Origin of the sequence: Pseudomonas sp. 58 R 3, from assembly GCF_900006605.1 — a bacterium.
In the GTDB taxonomy this organism is placed as follows: Bacteria; Pseudomonadota; Gammaproteobacteria; order Pseudomonadales; family Pseudomonadaceae; genus Aquipseudomonas; species Aquipseudomonas salomonii.
Window position 1 is genome coordinate 501,156 of sequence record NZ_CVTT01000061.1, and the last position, 15,944, is coordinate 517,099.

The 15,944-nt window shown below is 61.2% G+C and carries 15 protein-coding genes; 1 reads left to right on the plus strand and 14 read right to left on the minus strand.

Annotated elements, in window-relative coordinates:
- Positions 1-9: 9 nt before the first annotated feature.
- From BFP92_RS20640 to BFP92_RS20650, 3 genes are read right to left on the minus strand one after another with little or no spacing between them, the layout of a single operon-like run.
- Positions 10-3,063: an efflux RND transporter permease subunit gene (locus tag BFP92_RS20640; protein WP_065930866.1), complete on the minus strand. Its 3,054-nt coding sequence runs from the start codon at positions 3,061-3,063 to the stop codon at positions 10-12.
- Positions 3,060-4,130, minus strand: coding sequence for an efflux RND transporter periplasmic adaptor subunit (locus BFP92_RS20645; protein WP_065930867.1), 1,071 nt, complete (start codon positions 4,128-4,130; stop codon positions 3,060-3,062). The genes BFP92_RS20640 and BFP92_RS20645 overlap by 4 nt, the downstream gene beginning before the upstream one ends.
- Positions 4,127-5,209: an efflux RND transporter periplasmic adaptor subunit gene (locus tag BFP92_RS20650; protein ID WP_056858164.1), complete on the minus strand. Its 1,083-nt coding sequence runs from the start codon at positions 5,207-5,209 to the stop codon at positions 4,127-4,129. Before BFP92_RS20650 ends, BFP92_RS20645 begins: the two co-directional genes overlap by 4 nt.
- 120 nt (positions 5,210-5,329) lie before the next feature.
- Here BFP92_RS20650 and BFP92_RS20655 point away from each other — a divergent pair, with 120 nt between their 5' ends.
- Positions 5,330-6,490, plus strand: coding sequence for an AAA family ATPase (locus tag BFP92_RS20655; protein ID WP_065930868.1), 1,161 nt, complete (start codon positions 5,330-5,332; stop codon positions 6,488-6,490).
- A 127-nt stretch (positions 6,491-6,617) separates the two neighbouring features.
- On the opposite strand, the gene BFP92_RS20660 is transcribed toward BFP92_RS20655, so the two are convergent.
- The 11 genes from BFP92_RS20660 to BFP92_RS20710 form a co-directional block, all read right to left on the minus strand.
- Entirely contained in the window at positions 6,618-7,469 is an 852-nt protein-coding gene (locus BFP92_RS20660) for a transporter substrate-binding domain-containing protein (protein WP_065930869.1), read from the minus strand.
- The gene (locus BFP92_RS20665; RefSeq protein ID WP_065930870.1) at positions 7,466-8,242 is read right to left on the minus strand and encodes an amino acid ABC transporter ATP-binding protein; all 777 of its coding nucleotides are present in this window, start codon (positions 8,240-8,242) and stop codon (positions 7,466-7,468) included. The genes BFP92_RS20660 and BFP92_RS20665 overlap by 4 nt, the downstream gene beginning before the upstream one ends.
- A complete protein-coding gene (locus BFP92_RS20670) occupies positions 8,239-8,898 on the minus strand; it encodes an amino acid ABC transporter permease (RefSeq protein ID WP_065930871.1) in 660 nt (219 codons plus the stop codon). Before BFP92_RS20670 ends, BFP92_RS20665 begins: the two co-directional genes overlap by 4 nt.
- Complete coding sequence (locus BFP92_RS20675) at positions 8,879-9,544, minus strand: amino acid ABC transporter permease (protein ID WP_058422589.1); 666 nt, start codon at positions 9,542-9,544, stop codon at positions 8,879-8,881. Before BFP92_RS20675 ends, BFP92_RS20670 begins: the two co-directional genes overlap by 20 nt.
- Before the next feature lie 475 nt (positions 9,545-10,019).
- On the minus strand, positions 10,020-10,802 hold the full coding sequence (locus tag BFP92_RS20680) for a MetQ/NlpA family ABC transporter substrate-binding protein (protein WP_056858158.1): 783 nt from the start codon (positions 10,800-10,802) through the stop codon (positions 10,020-10,022).
- Positions 10,803-10,926: 124 nt separating this feature from the next.
- The gene (locus tag BFP92_RS20685; protein WP_065930872.1) at positions 10,927-11,865 is read right to left on the minus strand and encodes a sigma 54-interacting transcriptional regulator; all 939 of its coding nucleotides are present in this window, start codon (positions 11,863-11,865) and stop codon (positions 10,927-10,929) included.
- A gap of 48 nt (positions 11,866-11,913) precedes the next feature.
- Positions 11,914-12,495, minus strand: coding sequence for an alpha/beta hydrolase (locus BFP92_RS20690; protein WP_065930873.1), 582 nt, complete (start codon positions 12,493-12,495; stop codon positions 11,914-11,916).
- Positions 12,496-12,751: 256 nt separating this feature from the next.
- Positions 12,752-13,153: an ExbD/TolR family protein gene (locus BFP92_RS20695; RefSeq protein WP_017136714.1), complete on the minus strand. Its 402-nt coding sequence runs from the start codon at positions 13,151-13,153 to the stop codon at positions 12,752-12,754.
- 1 nt (position 13,154) lies between these two features.
- Positions 13,155-13,877, minus strand: coding sequence for a MotA/TolQ/ExbB proton channel family protein (locus tag BFP92_RS20700; RefSeq protein WP_139114092.1), 723 nt, complete (start codon positions 13,875-13,877; stop codon positions 13,155-13,157).
- 51 nt (positions 13,878-13,928) lie between these two features.
- The gene (locus BFP92_RS20705; protein WP_065930875.1) at positions 13,929-14,747 is read right to left on the minus strand and encodes an energy transducer TonB; all 819 of its coding nucleotides are present in this window, start codon (positions 14,745-14,747) and stop codon (positions 13,929-13,931) included.
- Between the two features lie 239 nt (positions 14,748-14,986).
- The gene (locus BFP92_RS20710) at positions 14,987-15,838 is read right to left on the minus strand and encodes a LysR family transcriptional regulator (RefSeq protein WP_065930876.1); all 852 of its coding nucleotides are present in this window, start codon (positions 15,836-15,838) and stop codon (positions 14,987-14,989) included.
- Positions 15,839-15,944 lie beyond the last annotated feature (106 nt).

Sequence of the window (15,944 nt, forward strand, 5' to 3'; positions counted from 1 at the left end):
CTCCGATGGTCAGGCTTGTTCTTTTTTCGGCTCGCGAATCTTGTACCAAGCCACGTACAGCGCCGGCAAAAACAGCAGCGTCAGCAAGGTCGCAATGATGATCCCGCCAATCATCGCGTAGGCCATCGGCCCCCAGAACACTTCACGCGCAATCGGGATCATGCCCAGGCTGGCCGCCGCTGCAGTGAGCAGGATCGGTCGGCGCCGGTGCTCGGTGGCTTCCACCACCGCGTCCCACGGTGTGTAACCGGCCACTTCATATTCGTGGATCTGCGTCACCAGAATCACCGAGTTGCGGATGATGATGCCGATCAGCGCCAGAATCCCGAGGATCGCCACAAAGCCCATGGGCGTGCCGGTGGGAATCAGCGCCAGCACCACGCCGATAAGGCCCAGCGGCGCGACACTGGCCACCAGGAACATCTTCTGCACGCTGTGCAGCTGGATCATCAGGAAGGTCGCCATCAGGAACAGCATCAGCGGCACCACCTTGGCGATCGGGCCCTGGGCCTTGCCGCTTTCTTCGACGGTGCCGCCGGTGGCCACCTTGTAACCCACCGGCAAGCCGGCGCTGAATTTATCGATGGTCGGCGCCAGCTGCTTCACCAGGTCCGTGGGCTGCATCTCGTCACGCACCGAGGCCTTGATGGTGATCGTCGGCTTGCGGTCGCGACGCCACACCAGCGGCTGCTCCAGCTCATAACGCACGGTGGCGAAGGCCAGCAGCGGAATCGAGGTGCCATTGGGTGTCACGATCTGCAGGTTCTGCAAGGTTTCCGGGGTGCCACGTTCGGCATCTTCGGCGCGGCCGACCACGTTGATCAGGTAGATATCGTCGTGTACCTGGGTCACCGAGGCGCCGCTGACCACGCTGTTCATCAACTGCGCCACGTCTTCCGACGACAGCCCGAGTTGGCGCGCCTTGTCCTGGGCAATGTCCACGCGCAGCACTTTACCCGGCTCGTTCCAGTCGTAGATGATCTCGCCCAGGTGGGTGTTTTGATCCAGCAACGTTGCCAGTTCGATAGCGTGTTTGCGCACCTGGTCGATGTCTTTACCCGACACGCGATATTGAATCGGCCGCCCCACCGGCGGGCCCATTTCCAGCGGCTGCACATAACTGCCGATGCCGACAAAATCATCGCGCAGGCGCTTTTGCAGGCGCGCAATCAAGGCGCCGCGCTCTTCCAGGCCCTTGCTCACGATGACCAACTGCGCGTAGTAGGGGTTTTCCAGTTGCTGGTCGAGGGGCAGGTAGAAACGAATCGCGCCCTGGCCAATGTAGGTGCTCCAGCGCGCAATGTCCGGGTCGTCCTTGATGATCGCTTCGAGGCGGTCGACGGCCTTGCGCGTTTCGTTGATCGAGGCGTTTTGCGGCAGGTTGAGGTCGACGAGGATTTCCGGGCGGTCCGAGGACGGGAAAAACTGGTTCTGCACAAACTGCATGGAGAACACCGAGGCCACAAACAGGCCCACGGTAATGCCGATGGCCCACCAGCGGTTGCGCATGGCCCAAAGCATGCCGCCATTGAAGGCGCGGCCGATGCGCCCAGGTTCGGCATCATGCGGTTTCACGTTGGCGCTGAGGATATGCACGCCGATCACCGGCGCAAACAGCACCGCCACCACCCACGACACCAACATCGCCACGGCAATTACTGCGAACAGGGTAAAGGTGTACTCACCCGCCGAACTGGCGTTGAGGCCAATCGGTACAAAACCGGCCACGGTCACCAGCGTACCGGTGAGCATCGGAAAGGCTGTGGAGGTGTAGGCGTAAGTCGCCGCCTGCTCCTTGGTTTCGCCTTTTTCCAGGCGCGTGATCATCATCTCCACGGTGATCATCGCGTCGTCCACCAACAGGCCGAGGGCGATGATCAGGGCGCCCAATGACACCCGCTGCATGGTGATGCCGCTGTATTCCATGAACACGAACACCAGCGCCAGCACCAGTGGAATCGAGCACGCCACCACCAGGCCAGCACGCATGCCGAGGCTGATAAAGCTCACCACCAACACGATAATCACCGCTTCAAACAAAGCGCTGGTAAAGCCGCCGACGGCTTCTTCCACCACTTCGGCCTGGTCGGAAACCTTATGCACGCCGACGCCTACCGGCAAGTCGGCGGTCAGTTCGTCCATGCGCGTGTGCAGCGCCTTGCCGAACGACTGGATATTGCCGCCCTTCTGCATGGCAATGGCCAAGCCGATCGCCGGCTTGCCATTGAAGCGGAACATCGGCCGCGCCGGGTCGACGTAGCCACGGCTGATATCGGCAATGTCCGCCAGCCGATAGAAGCGGTCATTGAGCCGCAGGTTGACGTTGGCCAGGTCTTTTTCCGAAGCGAATTGCCCGGACGTACGCACGGAAATCCGCTCCGGCCCGGCCTCGATCACCCCGGCAGGGGTCACGGCGTTCTGTGATTGCAGGCTTTGCACCACTTGGCGCTGATCAATGCCCAGCGCCGCGAGTTTGCGCGTGGAGAAGTTCAGGTAAATCACTTCGTCCTGCTGGCCGATCATCTCGACCTTGCCCAGCCCCGGCACCGAACGGATCTCGGCGCGCACCTGTTCTACATAATCGCGCAGTTGGCGCATCGACAGGCCGTCGCCGGTAAAGGCGTAGACCGAGCCGAACACGTCACCGAACTCATCGTTGAATGACGGCCCCTGCAAACCCTGGGGGAAGGTGCCGCGAATATCGTCGATCTTCTTGCGCACCTGGTACCAGATCTCCGGGATAGCCTTGGCGCTGGTGGTGTCCTTGAGGAACACGAATACTGTGGATTCACCCGGCCGCGTGTAGCTTTTCACGTAGTCGAGGGAGTCGAGTTCTTCGAGTTTTTTCTCGATACGGTCAGTGACTTGCTTGAGGGTTTCTTCCTGGGTCGCGCCCGGCCAGCGGGTCTGGATCACCATGGTCTTGATGGTGAACGACGGGTCTTCCTCGCGGCCCAGGTTCATGTAGGAGAACACGCCCATCAGCAGCGCGACGAACATCAGGTACCAGACGAAGGACTGATGCTTGAGGGCCCAGTCGGATAAGTTGAAGCTCCCTTTCATCGCGGGCTGTCCTCGTCGATTTTGACTTTTTGCCCGGGTTTCAGGCTGTTCACGCCAGCGGTGACGATGCGTTCGCCGGGTTTGACGCCGCCGTTGAGCAAGGCGCTGTTGGCATCGCGGCTGATCACCGTGATGTCACGTGGCTGCACGGTCTGGCTTTGAGTGTCGAGTAGCCAGATGCGGGACTTGCCGTCGACTTCCTGCAAGGCGGTCAACGGCAGTTCGATACGCGGTGCGATGGCGCTGCTCAAGGTCACGCTGATGGCCGTGCCAAGACGAAACGCAGGTGGCGTTTCGGCCAGGGTCAGGCGCGCGCGGCGGGTGCGTGTGGCGCTTTGGGCCTGGGGTTCGATCTCGCGCACGATGGCGGTGGTGTTGACGCTCGGGTCGAGCTGCCCGGCGACCAGGAATACCACGTCCGGCGGCAGGCGCTCGGCGAGCCCGGCGGGCAGGTCGATCACCGCTTCCTTGATGTCCGGGCGCGCCAGCGTGACCACTTGCTGGCCGGCGCTGACCACTTGGCCGGCCTCGGCATTCCAGGCGGTGACGATCCCGGCGTGGTCGGTACGCAGTTCGGCGTAGTTGAGTTGGTCCTTGGCCTGGTTGACCGAGGCTTTGGCTTGGTCAAGGGTCGCCCGGGTGGTTTTCAGGTCGGTCTGGGCCACATCCAGCTGGGCCTGGGCACCGACGCCGCGATTGAACAGTTCCTGCTGGCGCCGGGCGTTGGCCTGGGCATTGATGAACTGCGCCTGCACGCGGGCCAGGTCGCCTTGGGCGGCGCGCAACTGGTTCTGCTGGTCGGTGGGGTCAAGCACGGCGAGCAAGGCGCCCTTCTCCACTTCGGCGCCGACATCCACGGCACGGCGGGCGATACGGCCGGGCACGCGGAAACCCAGGTTGCTTTCGTAGCGGGCCTGGATGGTGCCGGCGAAACGGCCAAGGGTTTCCTGGTCTTCGGACCTCACTTGCATCGACAGCACCGGCCGCACAGGCTCGGGCGGCGTTTCCTCTTTGGAGCAGGCGACCAGCAACAGGCTGGCGGCAAGCAATGCCGTCAGGCGCTTCATGGCTGGACTCCTTGCTGGGCGATCTCGACCAACATGCCGGGGTGCAGCAACTGCCCGCCGGCCACCACGACTTTTTCGCCGCCTTTAAGGCCGTCGCCAATAATCACTTTGCCGGTCAGGTAGCGCGCTACCGTGACTTTGTGCAGTTGCGCCTTGCCGTCGCCGTCAATCAGCCACACGGCGGGTTCGTTGAGGTCTTTGGTCAGCGCCGACCACGGCAGTTCCACACTGGCCTTGGCCGGGCCATTGGCCGTGGCGCTGACCACTGAGCCCAACTGCATGCCTTTAGGCAGCGATTGCAGGGCAATTTTCACTTGCACGGTGCCGGTATTGGCCGCCACGGCGGGCGTGACTTCGCGAACTTTACCCACGGCCTTGATGCTCGGGTTATCCAGCAGGCTCACGGTGATCGGCGCATCGGGCGGCGGCTCCACCAGCAAGGATTCATAAACGTTGAACACGGCATCGCGCTCGCCATCGGTGGCCAGGCTGAAAATCGGCACGGTGGCCTGCACCACCTGGCCGACTTCAGCCTGGCGCGCCGTGATCACGCCCGGGGCATCAGCGACCAGCGCGGTGTAGCCGAGTTGTTCGCGGGCATTGGCCAACTGCGCCTGGGCAGCGGCCAGGGCACTTTGGCTGCTACGTAGCGCGGCTTGAGCGGCATCGTATTCGCTGCGGCTGGTGTAACCCTTGGGCAAGAGCTTTTCCTGGCGCACAAAGGCCGCAGCGGTCTGCTTGACCCGCGCCTGTTCGGCCACGACCTGGGCCTGGGCGGAGTCGACGTTGGTCTGCAAATCCTTGGGATCGAGCTTGGCCAGCACTTGCCTGGCGGTTACGCGGTCGCCCACGTCGACCATGCGCTGGATGATTTTGCCACCCACGCGAAAGGACAAGTCGGTTTGCACGCGAGCCTGGATATCGCCGGTCAGGGTCACGGCCGCGGCAAAATCCGCGGGCTGCACGGTCTGCACAAACACCCGCGAATGCTCCTTGGGTTCGGCCTTTTCCTGGCCACAGCCGCTCAGCAGCGTCAGCAGGCCAAGTCCGAAAATACAGGTGTAAATACGACCGCCCATGCAGGCTCCTTTTGCGTGACGCGATGTGACAGTGAGTATGCGACTGTGAGCTTAGATCAGGGTTCCTTATCTGCATGGAGCATCCCATACTCCAAGGGTTCCCACGCCGACTAAATACACATGCTCAAAACCCTCGCGGTGGCCAACTACCGCTCGATCAATAAACTGGTGGTGCCGCTGGGCCGGTTGAACCTGGTCACCGGCCCCAATGGCAGCGGCAAGTCCAACCTGTACCGCGCTTTGCGCTTGCTGGCCGAAACCGCCCAGGGCGGAGTGATCAACGCGCTGGCCCGTGAAGGCGGGCTGGATTCGACCTTCTGGGCCGGGCCGGAAACCATCAGCCGAAGCATGCGCAGCGGTGAGGTGGCGGTGGAGCCTGTCGTGCGCCAAGGCGTCAGGCGCTTGCGCCTGGGGTTTGCCGGAGAGGATTTCAGCTACGCGATTTCCTTGGGGCTGCCGGAAAAAACCTCGTCGTATTTCTCCCTGGACCCGGAAGTGAAAAAGGAATGCATCTGGGCCGGGCACGTCTACCGCCCGGCCAGCCTGCTGGTGCAGCGCTCCGGGCCGATGGTGCGCGCCCGTGACGGCCGCGCCTGGGACGTACTGGCCCAGCACACGCCCAACTATCACAGCCTGTTCGATCAGGTCGGCAGCCTGCGCAGCTCGCCGGAGGTGTTGCTGCTGCGCGAAAGCATCCGTGGCTGGCGTTTTTATGATCATTTTCGCAGCGATGTGGACGCCCCCGTGCGCCAGCCGCAACTGGGCACGCGCACGCCAGTGTTGCATCACGACGGCCGCGATTTGGCGGCGGCATTGCAGACCATCCGCGAAATCGGCGACCCCGAAGCGTTGCAGCGCGCCGTCAGTGACGCGTTCCCCGGTGCACGGCTGAATATCGAGCCGTTGCAAGGTGGGCGTTTTGCGATTGAGTTTTATCAGGAAGGTTTGCTGCGGCCATTGTCGGCAGCGGAATTGTCAGACGGCACCTTGCGCTACCTGCTGCTGATCGCGGCGCTGCTGACGCCACGGCCGCCGACCATGATGGTGCTGAACGAGCCGGAAACCAGCCTGCACCCGGATTTATTGCCGGCGTTGGCGCGTTTGATTATCCAGGCCTCGAAGCAGTGCCAGGTGTGGGTGGTGTCCCATGCCAGCCGCTTGATTGCGGCGTTGCAGCAGGATGAAGAATGCAATTGCATCGTGCTGGAGAAGGTACTGGGGCAGACTCAGATTGTGGGCCAGGGGGTTCTGGATGCGCCGGCCTGGCATTGGCCTGAGTAGAGATAAAGATCGTTCCCACGCTCTGCGTGGGAACGCCTCCTGTGACGCTCTGCGTCACGACTCCAAGAGCGGACGCAGAGCGTCCTGAGCGGCATTCCCACGCAGAGCGTGGGAACGATCATCATCATCAGCCCTGCCACTTACCGCCTTCAACAATCACACTCTCAGGCTTGGTGTCATCGCTCAGCTCTTTACGCACATACTGGTCATACAGCTTGAGCAAAAACTTCTCCTCACCCAACTTCGCCAGCTCCGCGTTCACCCAGTCGCGCAGTTCGGTATTGCCCTTCTTCACCGCCGGCGCAATCGGCGCTTCATCACCGAGTTTCTCTTCCAGCACGCGGTAGCCAGGGTTCTGCTTGGCCCAGCTGAACAGCACCAGGTTGTCTTGCGCGTAGGCATCGCCACGGCCGGCCGACAGGGCTTGCAGTGACTCGGAGTTTTTCTCGAACTTGAGCAGTTTCCAGTCCGGGTGGTTCTTGGTCAGCCAGATATCGGCGGTGGTGCCGGTAGTGACGATGGTAGTGCGGGTCGCCAGGTCATCCAGGCTTTTCACCGCGCTGTCATTCGGCACCAGCGCCTGTACCGCAACTTTGAGGTTGGGGTTGGTGAAGTCCACCGCTTCCTTGCGCTCCGGCGTCACGGTCATGTTGGCGAGGATCAGGTCGACCTTGTCGCTTTGCAGGAACGGAATACGGCTGGCCGGTTCCACCGCAACGAACTCAACCTTGTTTTCATCGCCCAGCAGGTCCTTGGCGAATTGGCGGCCGATGTCGGTATCAAACCCCACATAGCGGCCCGCTTCGTTGACGAAACCAAAGGGTGGCTTGTCGGTAAATACGCCGACGATCAGCTTGTCCCGCGCTTTGATCTTGTCGATGTAGCTGGCAGCCGCGACGGGTTTGGCAGGCTCTTCGGCTTTTTTATCGCAGCCGGCCAGTAAGGCAACGGCAAACAGTGGCAGCAGTAGTTTTTTCATATCAGCTCCAATTCCTTGGTTTTCTTGGGCAGTGTTGAAACAAAGGAGAACTTCTCCAGAAACTGCTGCGCGCGTGCGGTTTGCGGGTTCGTAAAGAATGCCTCGGGGGTGTTGTGTTCGAGGATGCGACCGGCCTCCATGAACACCACGCGGTCAGCGACGGCGCGGGCGAAGGCCATTTCGTGGGTGACGATCAACAGGGTCATGCCATCGCGGGCCAGGCCCTGGATCACTTCCAGCACTTCCTTGACCATCTCCGGGTCGAGGGCGGCGGTGACTTCATCAAACAGCATGACCTGCGGGTTCATGCACAGCGAACGGACGATGGCGATGCGTTGCTGCTGGCCGCCGGAAAGCTGGCGCGGGAAGGCGTCGCGTTTGTCGGCGAGCCCCACGCGCGCCAGCAGTTTCTCTGCTTGCTCACGGGCTTCACGCGGGTCGCGCTTTTGCACTTTCAGCGGGCCGAGCAGGATGTTGTCGAGCACGCTCATGTGCGGGAACAGGTGGTAGCTCTGGAACACCATGCCCACGTCCTGGCGCACCTGACGCCAGTCGGTGTTTTTGTCCAGCAACTCCTTGCCGGCAAACCGCAGGCTGCCGCTGTGGGCGACTTCCAGCCCATTGAGGCAGCGCAGCAAGGTGCTTTTGCCGCAGCCACTGGGGCCGAGGATCACCACCACTTCGCCGCTCTGCACGCTCAGGTCGATGCCCTTGAGCACCTGCGTCTCGCCGAAAAATTTGTTGAAACCCTGGAACTCGATCAATGCGCTCATGCCTGGCCCCAGCGCCGTTCCAGCACCTTGGAGGCGGCCGACAACGGGTAGCAGATAAAGAAGAAAAACAGGAACAGCACGCCGTAGATCAGTACCGACTCGTAGGTGCGTTCGATGATTTGCTGGCCGACCTTGATCACATCCACCACGCCGATCAGCACCGCCAGCGAGCTGGTCTTGATGATCCGCGTGTAGACGTTGATGGTCGGCGGCGTCATGCGTTTCAGGGCCTGGGGCAGCAATACGTAGCCATACAGTTGCGGGTCGGATAAACCAATCGACAACCCCGCCTCGCGCTGGCCACGTGGCAGCGAATGCAGCGCGCCACGCACCACCTCGCCTACCTCGCTGGCGCCCCACAGCGACAGCACCAGCACCGCGCACCAGAAACTGGGAATGCTCAGGCCAAAGAAAATCGGCAGCCCGAAAAACAGCAGGTACAACCACACCAGCACCGGGATCGCGCGAAACAGCTCCAGGTACACCCGCAGCACCGCGTTGATCACCTTGTTATTCAAGGTGCGCAGCACGCCATACAACACGCCGCCGACCGTGCTGAAGGCGATGCTCAAAAAAGAAATCGACAGGGTTTGCGCAGCGCCCTTGCCCAGTTGCGGCAGTGACACCCACAACAACTCAAGACCCGAACTGGCCATGCTGGAGCCTCCTTTCCAGGCGGCTGAGCAACAGCGACAGCGGCAAGAACAGCAGCACGCAAATCAGCGTCAACACGGCGAGCATTTCGTAGGTCTTGTAGTAGAGCGCGATGTAGCTCTTGGTGGTGTAGAGAATCTCCGGCACCGCCACCGCGGACACCACGGTGGTCTCTTTGAGCAAAAAGATGAAATTGGCGAACAGCGCCGGCAGGCTGAGGATGCCGGCCTGGGGCAGGATCACATGGCGCAGCAGTTGCCAGTCCGACAGGCCGATGGATTTACCCGACTCGATCTGCGCCAGCGGCACCGCTTCCACGCCGGCGCGCAGCACTTCGGTGAGGTAGGCGCCGCCGAGGAAGGTCATGGTGATGATCGCCGCCCAGAACCCGGAGATATTGAAACCCAGGGCCGGCAGTGCGAAGTACACGAAGAACAGCTGGATCAGCAGCGGCGTGTTACGCGCCAGCTCCACATACAGCGCCACCAGGCGTGACAGGTAGGGCGTGCGAAATACCAGCAGCGCCGCGTTGATCACCGCCACCAGCAACGAGGTGGCAATGGCGATCAAACCCACTTGCAGTGTGACCCCCACGGCTTTTAGAAACGCCGGCAAGGTGCTGAGGATAAAAGCAAAATCGAAGGTCATTTTGAGTCCATGACGCCGCAGGGGTAATGCGGCGGGCGCTGTCCGTTCCGGCGAGGGTAACGTCGGGTAGCGCGAACTTTAAAGGCATAAAAAGTAAAATTTAAATACCAAAATAGCATATTGATATCACCCAAAAAGATAACCGGCGGATTCGCGGGTTGGGCGGGTGACGGCTATGGTTGCTGGGTCTGTGTTTCGAGGGAATGACTGATGAACGAAGCGAAACCGATTGATCCGCAGGAGTTGGTGAAGTGGCTGGTGGCGTTGCGTCGGGCGATCAATAGCCGCGAGCTCTGAGCCGCTGCCCTGATCGTTCCCACGCTCTGCGTGGTAATGCAGCGCGGGACGCTCTGCGTCCGCTCGTGACGCGGAGCGTCACAGGAGGCATTCCCACGCGGAGCGTGGGAACGATCAAAAAAACGCCGACGCTGCAGTAGCCGTCGGCGTTCAAACCTTGAAGGGGGTTTTATTTACATCAGAACGCAGGCACTACCGCGCCGTTGTACTTCTTCTCGATGAAAGCTTTGACTTCCGGGCTGGTCAGGGCTTTGGCCAGTTTCTGGATCGCATCGCTGTCCTTGTTGTCCGGGCGGGCCACTAGGAAGTTCACGTACGGCGACTTGGCGTCTTCGATGATCAGTGCGTCCTTGGCTGGGTTCAGGCCGGCTTCCAGGGCGTAGTTGGTGTTGATCACGTCCAGGTCAACCTGGTCCAGCACGCGTGGCAGCAGCGCCGATTCCAGCTCTTTGAATTTCAGGTTTTTCGGGTTGCTGGCGATGTCTTTCGGCGTAGCCAGTGCATTGGTCGGGTCTTTGAGCGTAATCAGACCGTTCTTTTGCAGCAGCAACAGGGCACGGCCGGCGTTGGAGCCTTCATTCGGGATGGCCACGGTGGCGCCATCTTTGAGTTCAGAAATATTCTTGATCTTTTTCGAGTAACCGCCGATGGGCTCAACGTGCACACCAATAACGGTGACCAGGTTGGTGCCCTTGCCCTTGTTGAAGTTTTCCAGGTACGGCAGGGTCTGGAAGTAGTTGGCGTCCAGACGTTTCTCGGCAACCTGGGTGTTGGGCTGTACGTAGTCAGTGAAGACTTTGATTTCCAGGTCCACGCCTTCTTTAGCCAGGGTCGGCTTGACCAACTCAAGGATCTCCGCGTGCGGGATCGGGGTAGCCGCTACCACCAGTTTCTCGTTGGCCTGGGCGAAGCTTGCAGTCAGGGCAGCCGCCAGTGCGGTAAACAACAGAACCTTTTTCATGCAGTGTCCTTATCGAAATTCCGGGGCGTCTCTGACGACCGTTTTTATGGTGTGCCAGCGAAGTGCTATCGCGGCGTGGGGTGGACAATACCTATATTTTTTATTCCCGAACAATATCTTTTATTCACGTTGATATTCCATTTTGCTCATGTTGCGGCTGTTCATTTAGAAAGCTGAGCAAGGTTTGCTGTTCGGCGGCGCTGGCACTCGCGAAGATCCGCCGCAGTTGTTCCAACGGCGAACCGGCGGCGGGCAGGTTCAAATGCTCGGGCAAAATCTCATCGCCACTGCTTACCAACAGCGCAAAGTGAATAACGTTTTCCAGCTCGCGGGTATTGCCCGGCCAGCTGTGATGCTCGAGCACGCGCTGGGCGGCATCACTGATCAGCGGCGCCGGCAGGTCCAGGCGCTGGCTGTAGATGCCGAGGAAATATTCCGCCAGGGACAAAATGTCGCCTACCCGCTCACGCAGGGCCGGCAGGTCGAGTTGGCCTTCGCTCAGGTAATGGAACAGGCGTTCATGAAACTTGCCGGCGGCCACGGCCTGGGCCAGTTCGATGCTGGTGGCGGCGACCAGGCGCACATCCACCGGGCTTGGCTGATGAGCGCCGACACGGGTGACTTCATGGTTTTCCAGGGCGGCGAGCAATTTCACCTGGATCGGCAGCGGCAAGTCGCCGATCTCGTCCAGGTACAGGGTGCCGCCATTGGCCGAGCCAAACCAGCCGGCGCGGCTGCTGGCCGCGCCGCTGTGGCTGCCGGCGGCATAACCGAACAATTCGGCGTCGGCGTAGGTGGGGCTGATGGCACCGCAATTGACCGACACAAACAAACCCGTGCGATCGCTGCCCCGGTGAATATGCCGCGCCAGCAGCTCTTTACCACTGCCGGTCTCACCGCGAATCAACACCGGCAATGCACGCGGCGCGAGGCTTTCCAGCTCTTCACGCAGCTGGCGTGAACGCGGGTCGACAAACACCAGCGCCTTGGCGCGGATACTCAGCGGGCTTTTTTCAGCATCGGGAAAGGTCAGCAACGGCTGGCCAAAGGTGTCATGACTCATGGCAGGCTCCCGCCCCAAATCCGCTCAGGGACGGGGCGTTGAAAAAATTTATGCACGGCGCCGGGCGTGATGCTCAAGGCGGTTTTGCAAGCGATAGAGGTAGGCGAAACCCTGTTCCCAGCGTTGGTGACCGGACTTCACGTTGATATGCCCGGCACCGGACAAAATGCCGGCCTCGGCGCCCCAGTTGCGGGCCAGCTCCAAAGCGCGAGTGGCGCTGACGGCGCTATCGTTGTCGGAGCTGACCACTTGGCTGGGAAACGGCAGCAGGTGCGTGGGAATCGGTGCAAAGTTGCGCAGGGCGGGGGCACAGGCTGGGCGTTCGACATCGGCCGGCGCCACCAGCAAGGCGCCGCGCACCTGCCGCAGAAAATTCACCGGCGCCGTCGCGGCCCAGTGGGCCACGGTGATGCAACCCAGGCTATGGGCAATGAGAATCACCGGCGTGCTGTCGGCGGCGATGGCCTCGGCCAGTGCGGCTACCCAATCTTCGCGACGCGGAGTAAGCCAATCGGCCTGCTCCACGCGCGCACTGTTGGGCAGGCTGTTCTGCCAATGACTTTGCCAATGATCTTCTGGCGATCCTTGCCAGCCCGGCACGATCAGATAACGAATCGACTCGCTGTGCATGGGTGTGCCCTCCTGCAGCGTTTAACGTTGCTGGTCAGTATAGGGACGAGGGTTATATTCGTTAAGGAATAAGAAGCTATTTATTAATAACCAAAATATCAATCGCACGATACTTAAAAATGTGGGAGCTGGCTTGCCTGCTCCCACACTGGACCCTGTTGCACATCGAGACTCGTGTCAGAGCCTAAATTGCAGGCAAAAAAAAGGCCGCACCCTGCCAAGGAGACGGCCAAAAAATTGTCGAGGCTTTTGAAACTTAACGTGCAGTAATCACCGACAGCTTGGTAATGCCTGCGCGCTCGATAGACGCCATGGCTCGCGCCACTTCGCCGTAATTCACACCATCATCGGCCTGCAGCTGCACCCGCACTTCCGGGTCTTTGGCCTTGGCCGCCTGCAGGTTGAACTCCAGCAGGTCGGGCTGGATTTCGTCCTTGTTGATAAACAATTTGCCGGCACCGTCGATGCTCACCACCAGCGGGTCTTTCTGTTCCACCGGGGCTACGGCCTGGGTCTTGGGCAGGTTGATCGGGATCGAATTGGTCAATAATGGCGCGGTGACGATAAACACCACCAGCAGCACCAGCATCACGTCCACCAGCGGCGTCACGTTGATCTCGCTCAGCACCTCATCACTGTCTTGCGTGGAGAAGGCCATATCAGGATGCCTCCTTCACTTTTTGCGGGTTGCCGGCCGTGGCTTTGCTCAAGGTCGGGTGCAGCAGCACACGGAAGGCATTCTTCTGCGCCAGGCTGTAGAAATCGTGGGCGAAGTCATCCAGGTCCGCTGCCGTGAGCTTCAGGCGACGCAGGAAGTAGTTGTAGACCAGCACCGCCGGCACGGCGACGGCGATACCCACACCGGTGGCGACCAGGGCCGCACCAATCGGGCCGGCCACGGTTTCCAGGCTGGCCGAGCCGGCAGCGCTGATGCCCTTGAGGGCTTCCATGATGCCCCACACGGTGCCGAACAGGCCGATAAACGGCGAGGTGCTGCCGATACTGGCAACCACGGCCAGGCCGGTTTCCAGAGAGCGGCGCTCACGCACGATCTGCTGGCGCAAGGCGCGTTCAAGGCGGTCCTGGTGATTGATGGCCTGGCTCAAGTCTGCCGCGTGCGGTGCATCACCGACCTGGATCGCGGCATAACCGGCCTGGGCCACACGGGCAGCGGCGCCGGGCTGGGTTTCGGCCAATTCGGCGGCGGCATCGAGGCTCGACGCCGCCCAGAACCGTTTGTGAAACTTGCGATCCTGCGCCTTGAGGCGCCCGAACTGCACGCCCTTCAACAACGCCAGGCCCCAGGTGGCGACCGAAAAGACCACCAGCAGCCAGATCACCGCGCTTTCGATGGATTCAAGTGGAGATGCTAATGCCATGATGTTTCCCCTCTGTGCAGGTGGCGGCGTGTCCAACACACCGCTGCCGAATAGTTAGTGAATCTTGAAATCGATCGGGACGCTGACCCAGCCGTCCTGAGCCACATCGCCCTGCTTGGCCGGCACGAAGCTCCAGCGCTTCACGGCGGCCAGTGCGGCGTCGTCGAGTTGCTGGCGACCGCTGCTTTTCTGGACCTGAATCTCACCCGGCTTGCCGCTGGCCAACACATGCACGCGCAACAACACCGTGCCTTCCCAGCCACGGCGCTGGGCCAGTGACGGGTACTCCGGCGCCGGGTTCTTCAGGTACGCAGCGTTGGCTGAAGCCGGTGTCACCGGTGCAGGTGACGGCGACGGTGGCGCTGCGGGCGCCGGAGGCGCGGGTATCGGTGGCGCGGGCGGCTGCTCGACCGCCTTCGGCACAGGCTTGGGTGCTGGTTTCGGTACCGGCTTTGGTTTGGGTTTTGGAACAGGTTTTGGCGGTGCAGGCTTGGCGGCCAACTCATCGACAACCGGCGGCGGTGGCTCGACCACAGGTGGCGGCGGTGGTGGCGGCACAGGCGGAGGCGGCGCCACCACCGGCGGCGCGGGCCGGGAAAATTCGATGGTCATCGGCGGGATTTCCGGCGGCACAATCGGCAGCACCGGCGTGGGCTTCTGGCTCACCCAATAGATCACCGCGCCGTGCAGGGCCAGCACCAGCAACCCAAGCAGAATCCCTTCGCGACGGCTCGAAAAACGCTTAGGGGTTTTCTGCAAACGCAATTGCCCCAACGGCGCGCGGTGCGGCCGGCCAAGGTCGACCAACTCACCACCCGGTGCCTGGCGCCACTGCGCCTCGGGTGCACTGGCGGCGGTCTGGACATTGCCCATTGATTCACTCCCTACGGTTTTCACACAAAAAAACCGACAGGCCTGCCAACGCGGCCGTCGAGGGCTGAATCATCGGGGCTAGACGCTTATCTCTTAAAGTAATCTTTGAAGTTATACATAGACCCAAATTGAATAAACGAACATCCTGAAACGCCAAGGCCACGTCTTTCGAGGTCTGGCGGCAAGGTGCTGTTTTGCAATGCATTTAAGGCATGCAAAATATTCAATAAAGGCATGATTCAGTGCGGGTTATTTGCACATAAATCGAGCAATTGTCGCTGTAATGTCTGCCCGGCCGCGCCCAACCCACTGCGGCCATACAGCGCCAGGCGCACGCCCTGCACCATCGGCAGACCACTGTCATCGCCGAGCACCACATGCCCAGGCTGCACCACCCGCCGTGGCAACAAGCTGATGCCCAGCCCCGCCGCCACCGCCGAACACACGCTGGCCAAACTGGCGCTGGAATAGCCGATACGCCAACGCCAGCCGCCGACTTCCAGGTGGTGGAGCATTTCATTGCGGTACAAACCGCCTACCGGAAACGCCACCAGGGGCAGCGGGTCGCGCCCCAGGGACGGCATGTCGCGGCTGTCGACCCAGCACAAGGGTTCCGGCCACGAGGCCACGCAGTCCTCGCTGTCGCCCATCTGCTTGACCAGCAACACGTCGAACTCGCCGGCACGGTATTGGCGCTGCAACTCGGGACCCAGGCCGCTGGTCACCTCAAGACGCACCCGCGGATAGGCCACCACGAAGGCCGACAGCAGCGGCATCAGGCGCTCGGCGGCAAAGTCCTCCGGCACACCCAGGCGCAGTACCCCGTCGCTTTGCTGGTTGATCAACACATCGGCGGCTTCTTCATGCAACGCGAGGATGCGCCGCGCGTAGGCCAGCAAACGCTCGCCCTCCGCCGTGGCCACCACGCGGCGCTGGTCACGGTCGAGCAACTGGCACGCCACCGCGTCTTCCAGGCGGCGGATCTGCTGGCTCACCGTGGATTGGGTCAAGTGCAGGCGCTCGGCGGCGCGGGTGAAATTGCCGCAATCCACCACGGCGACAAAACTGCGCAATAACACAGGATCAAACATGCTCGTCACCATTGCGTTTGCCACTGATTGGCATGGTTATATTTAATTTCAGAATACTCTGGCGGCTGGGCATACTTCACGCCTCTTTTGCGCAGACGACAGGCCG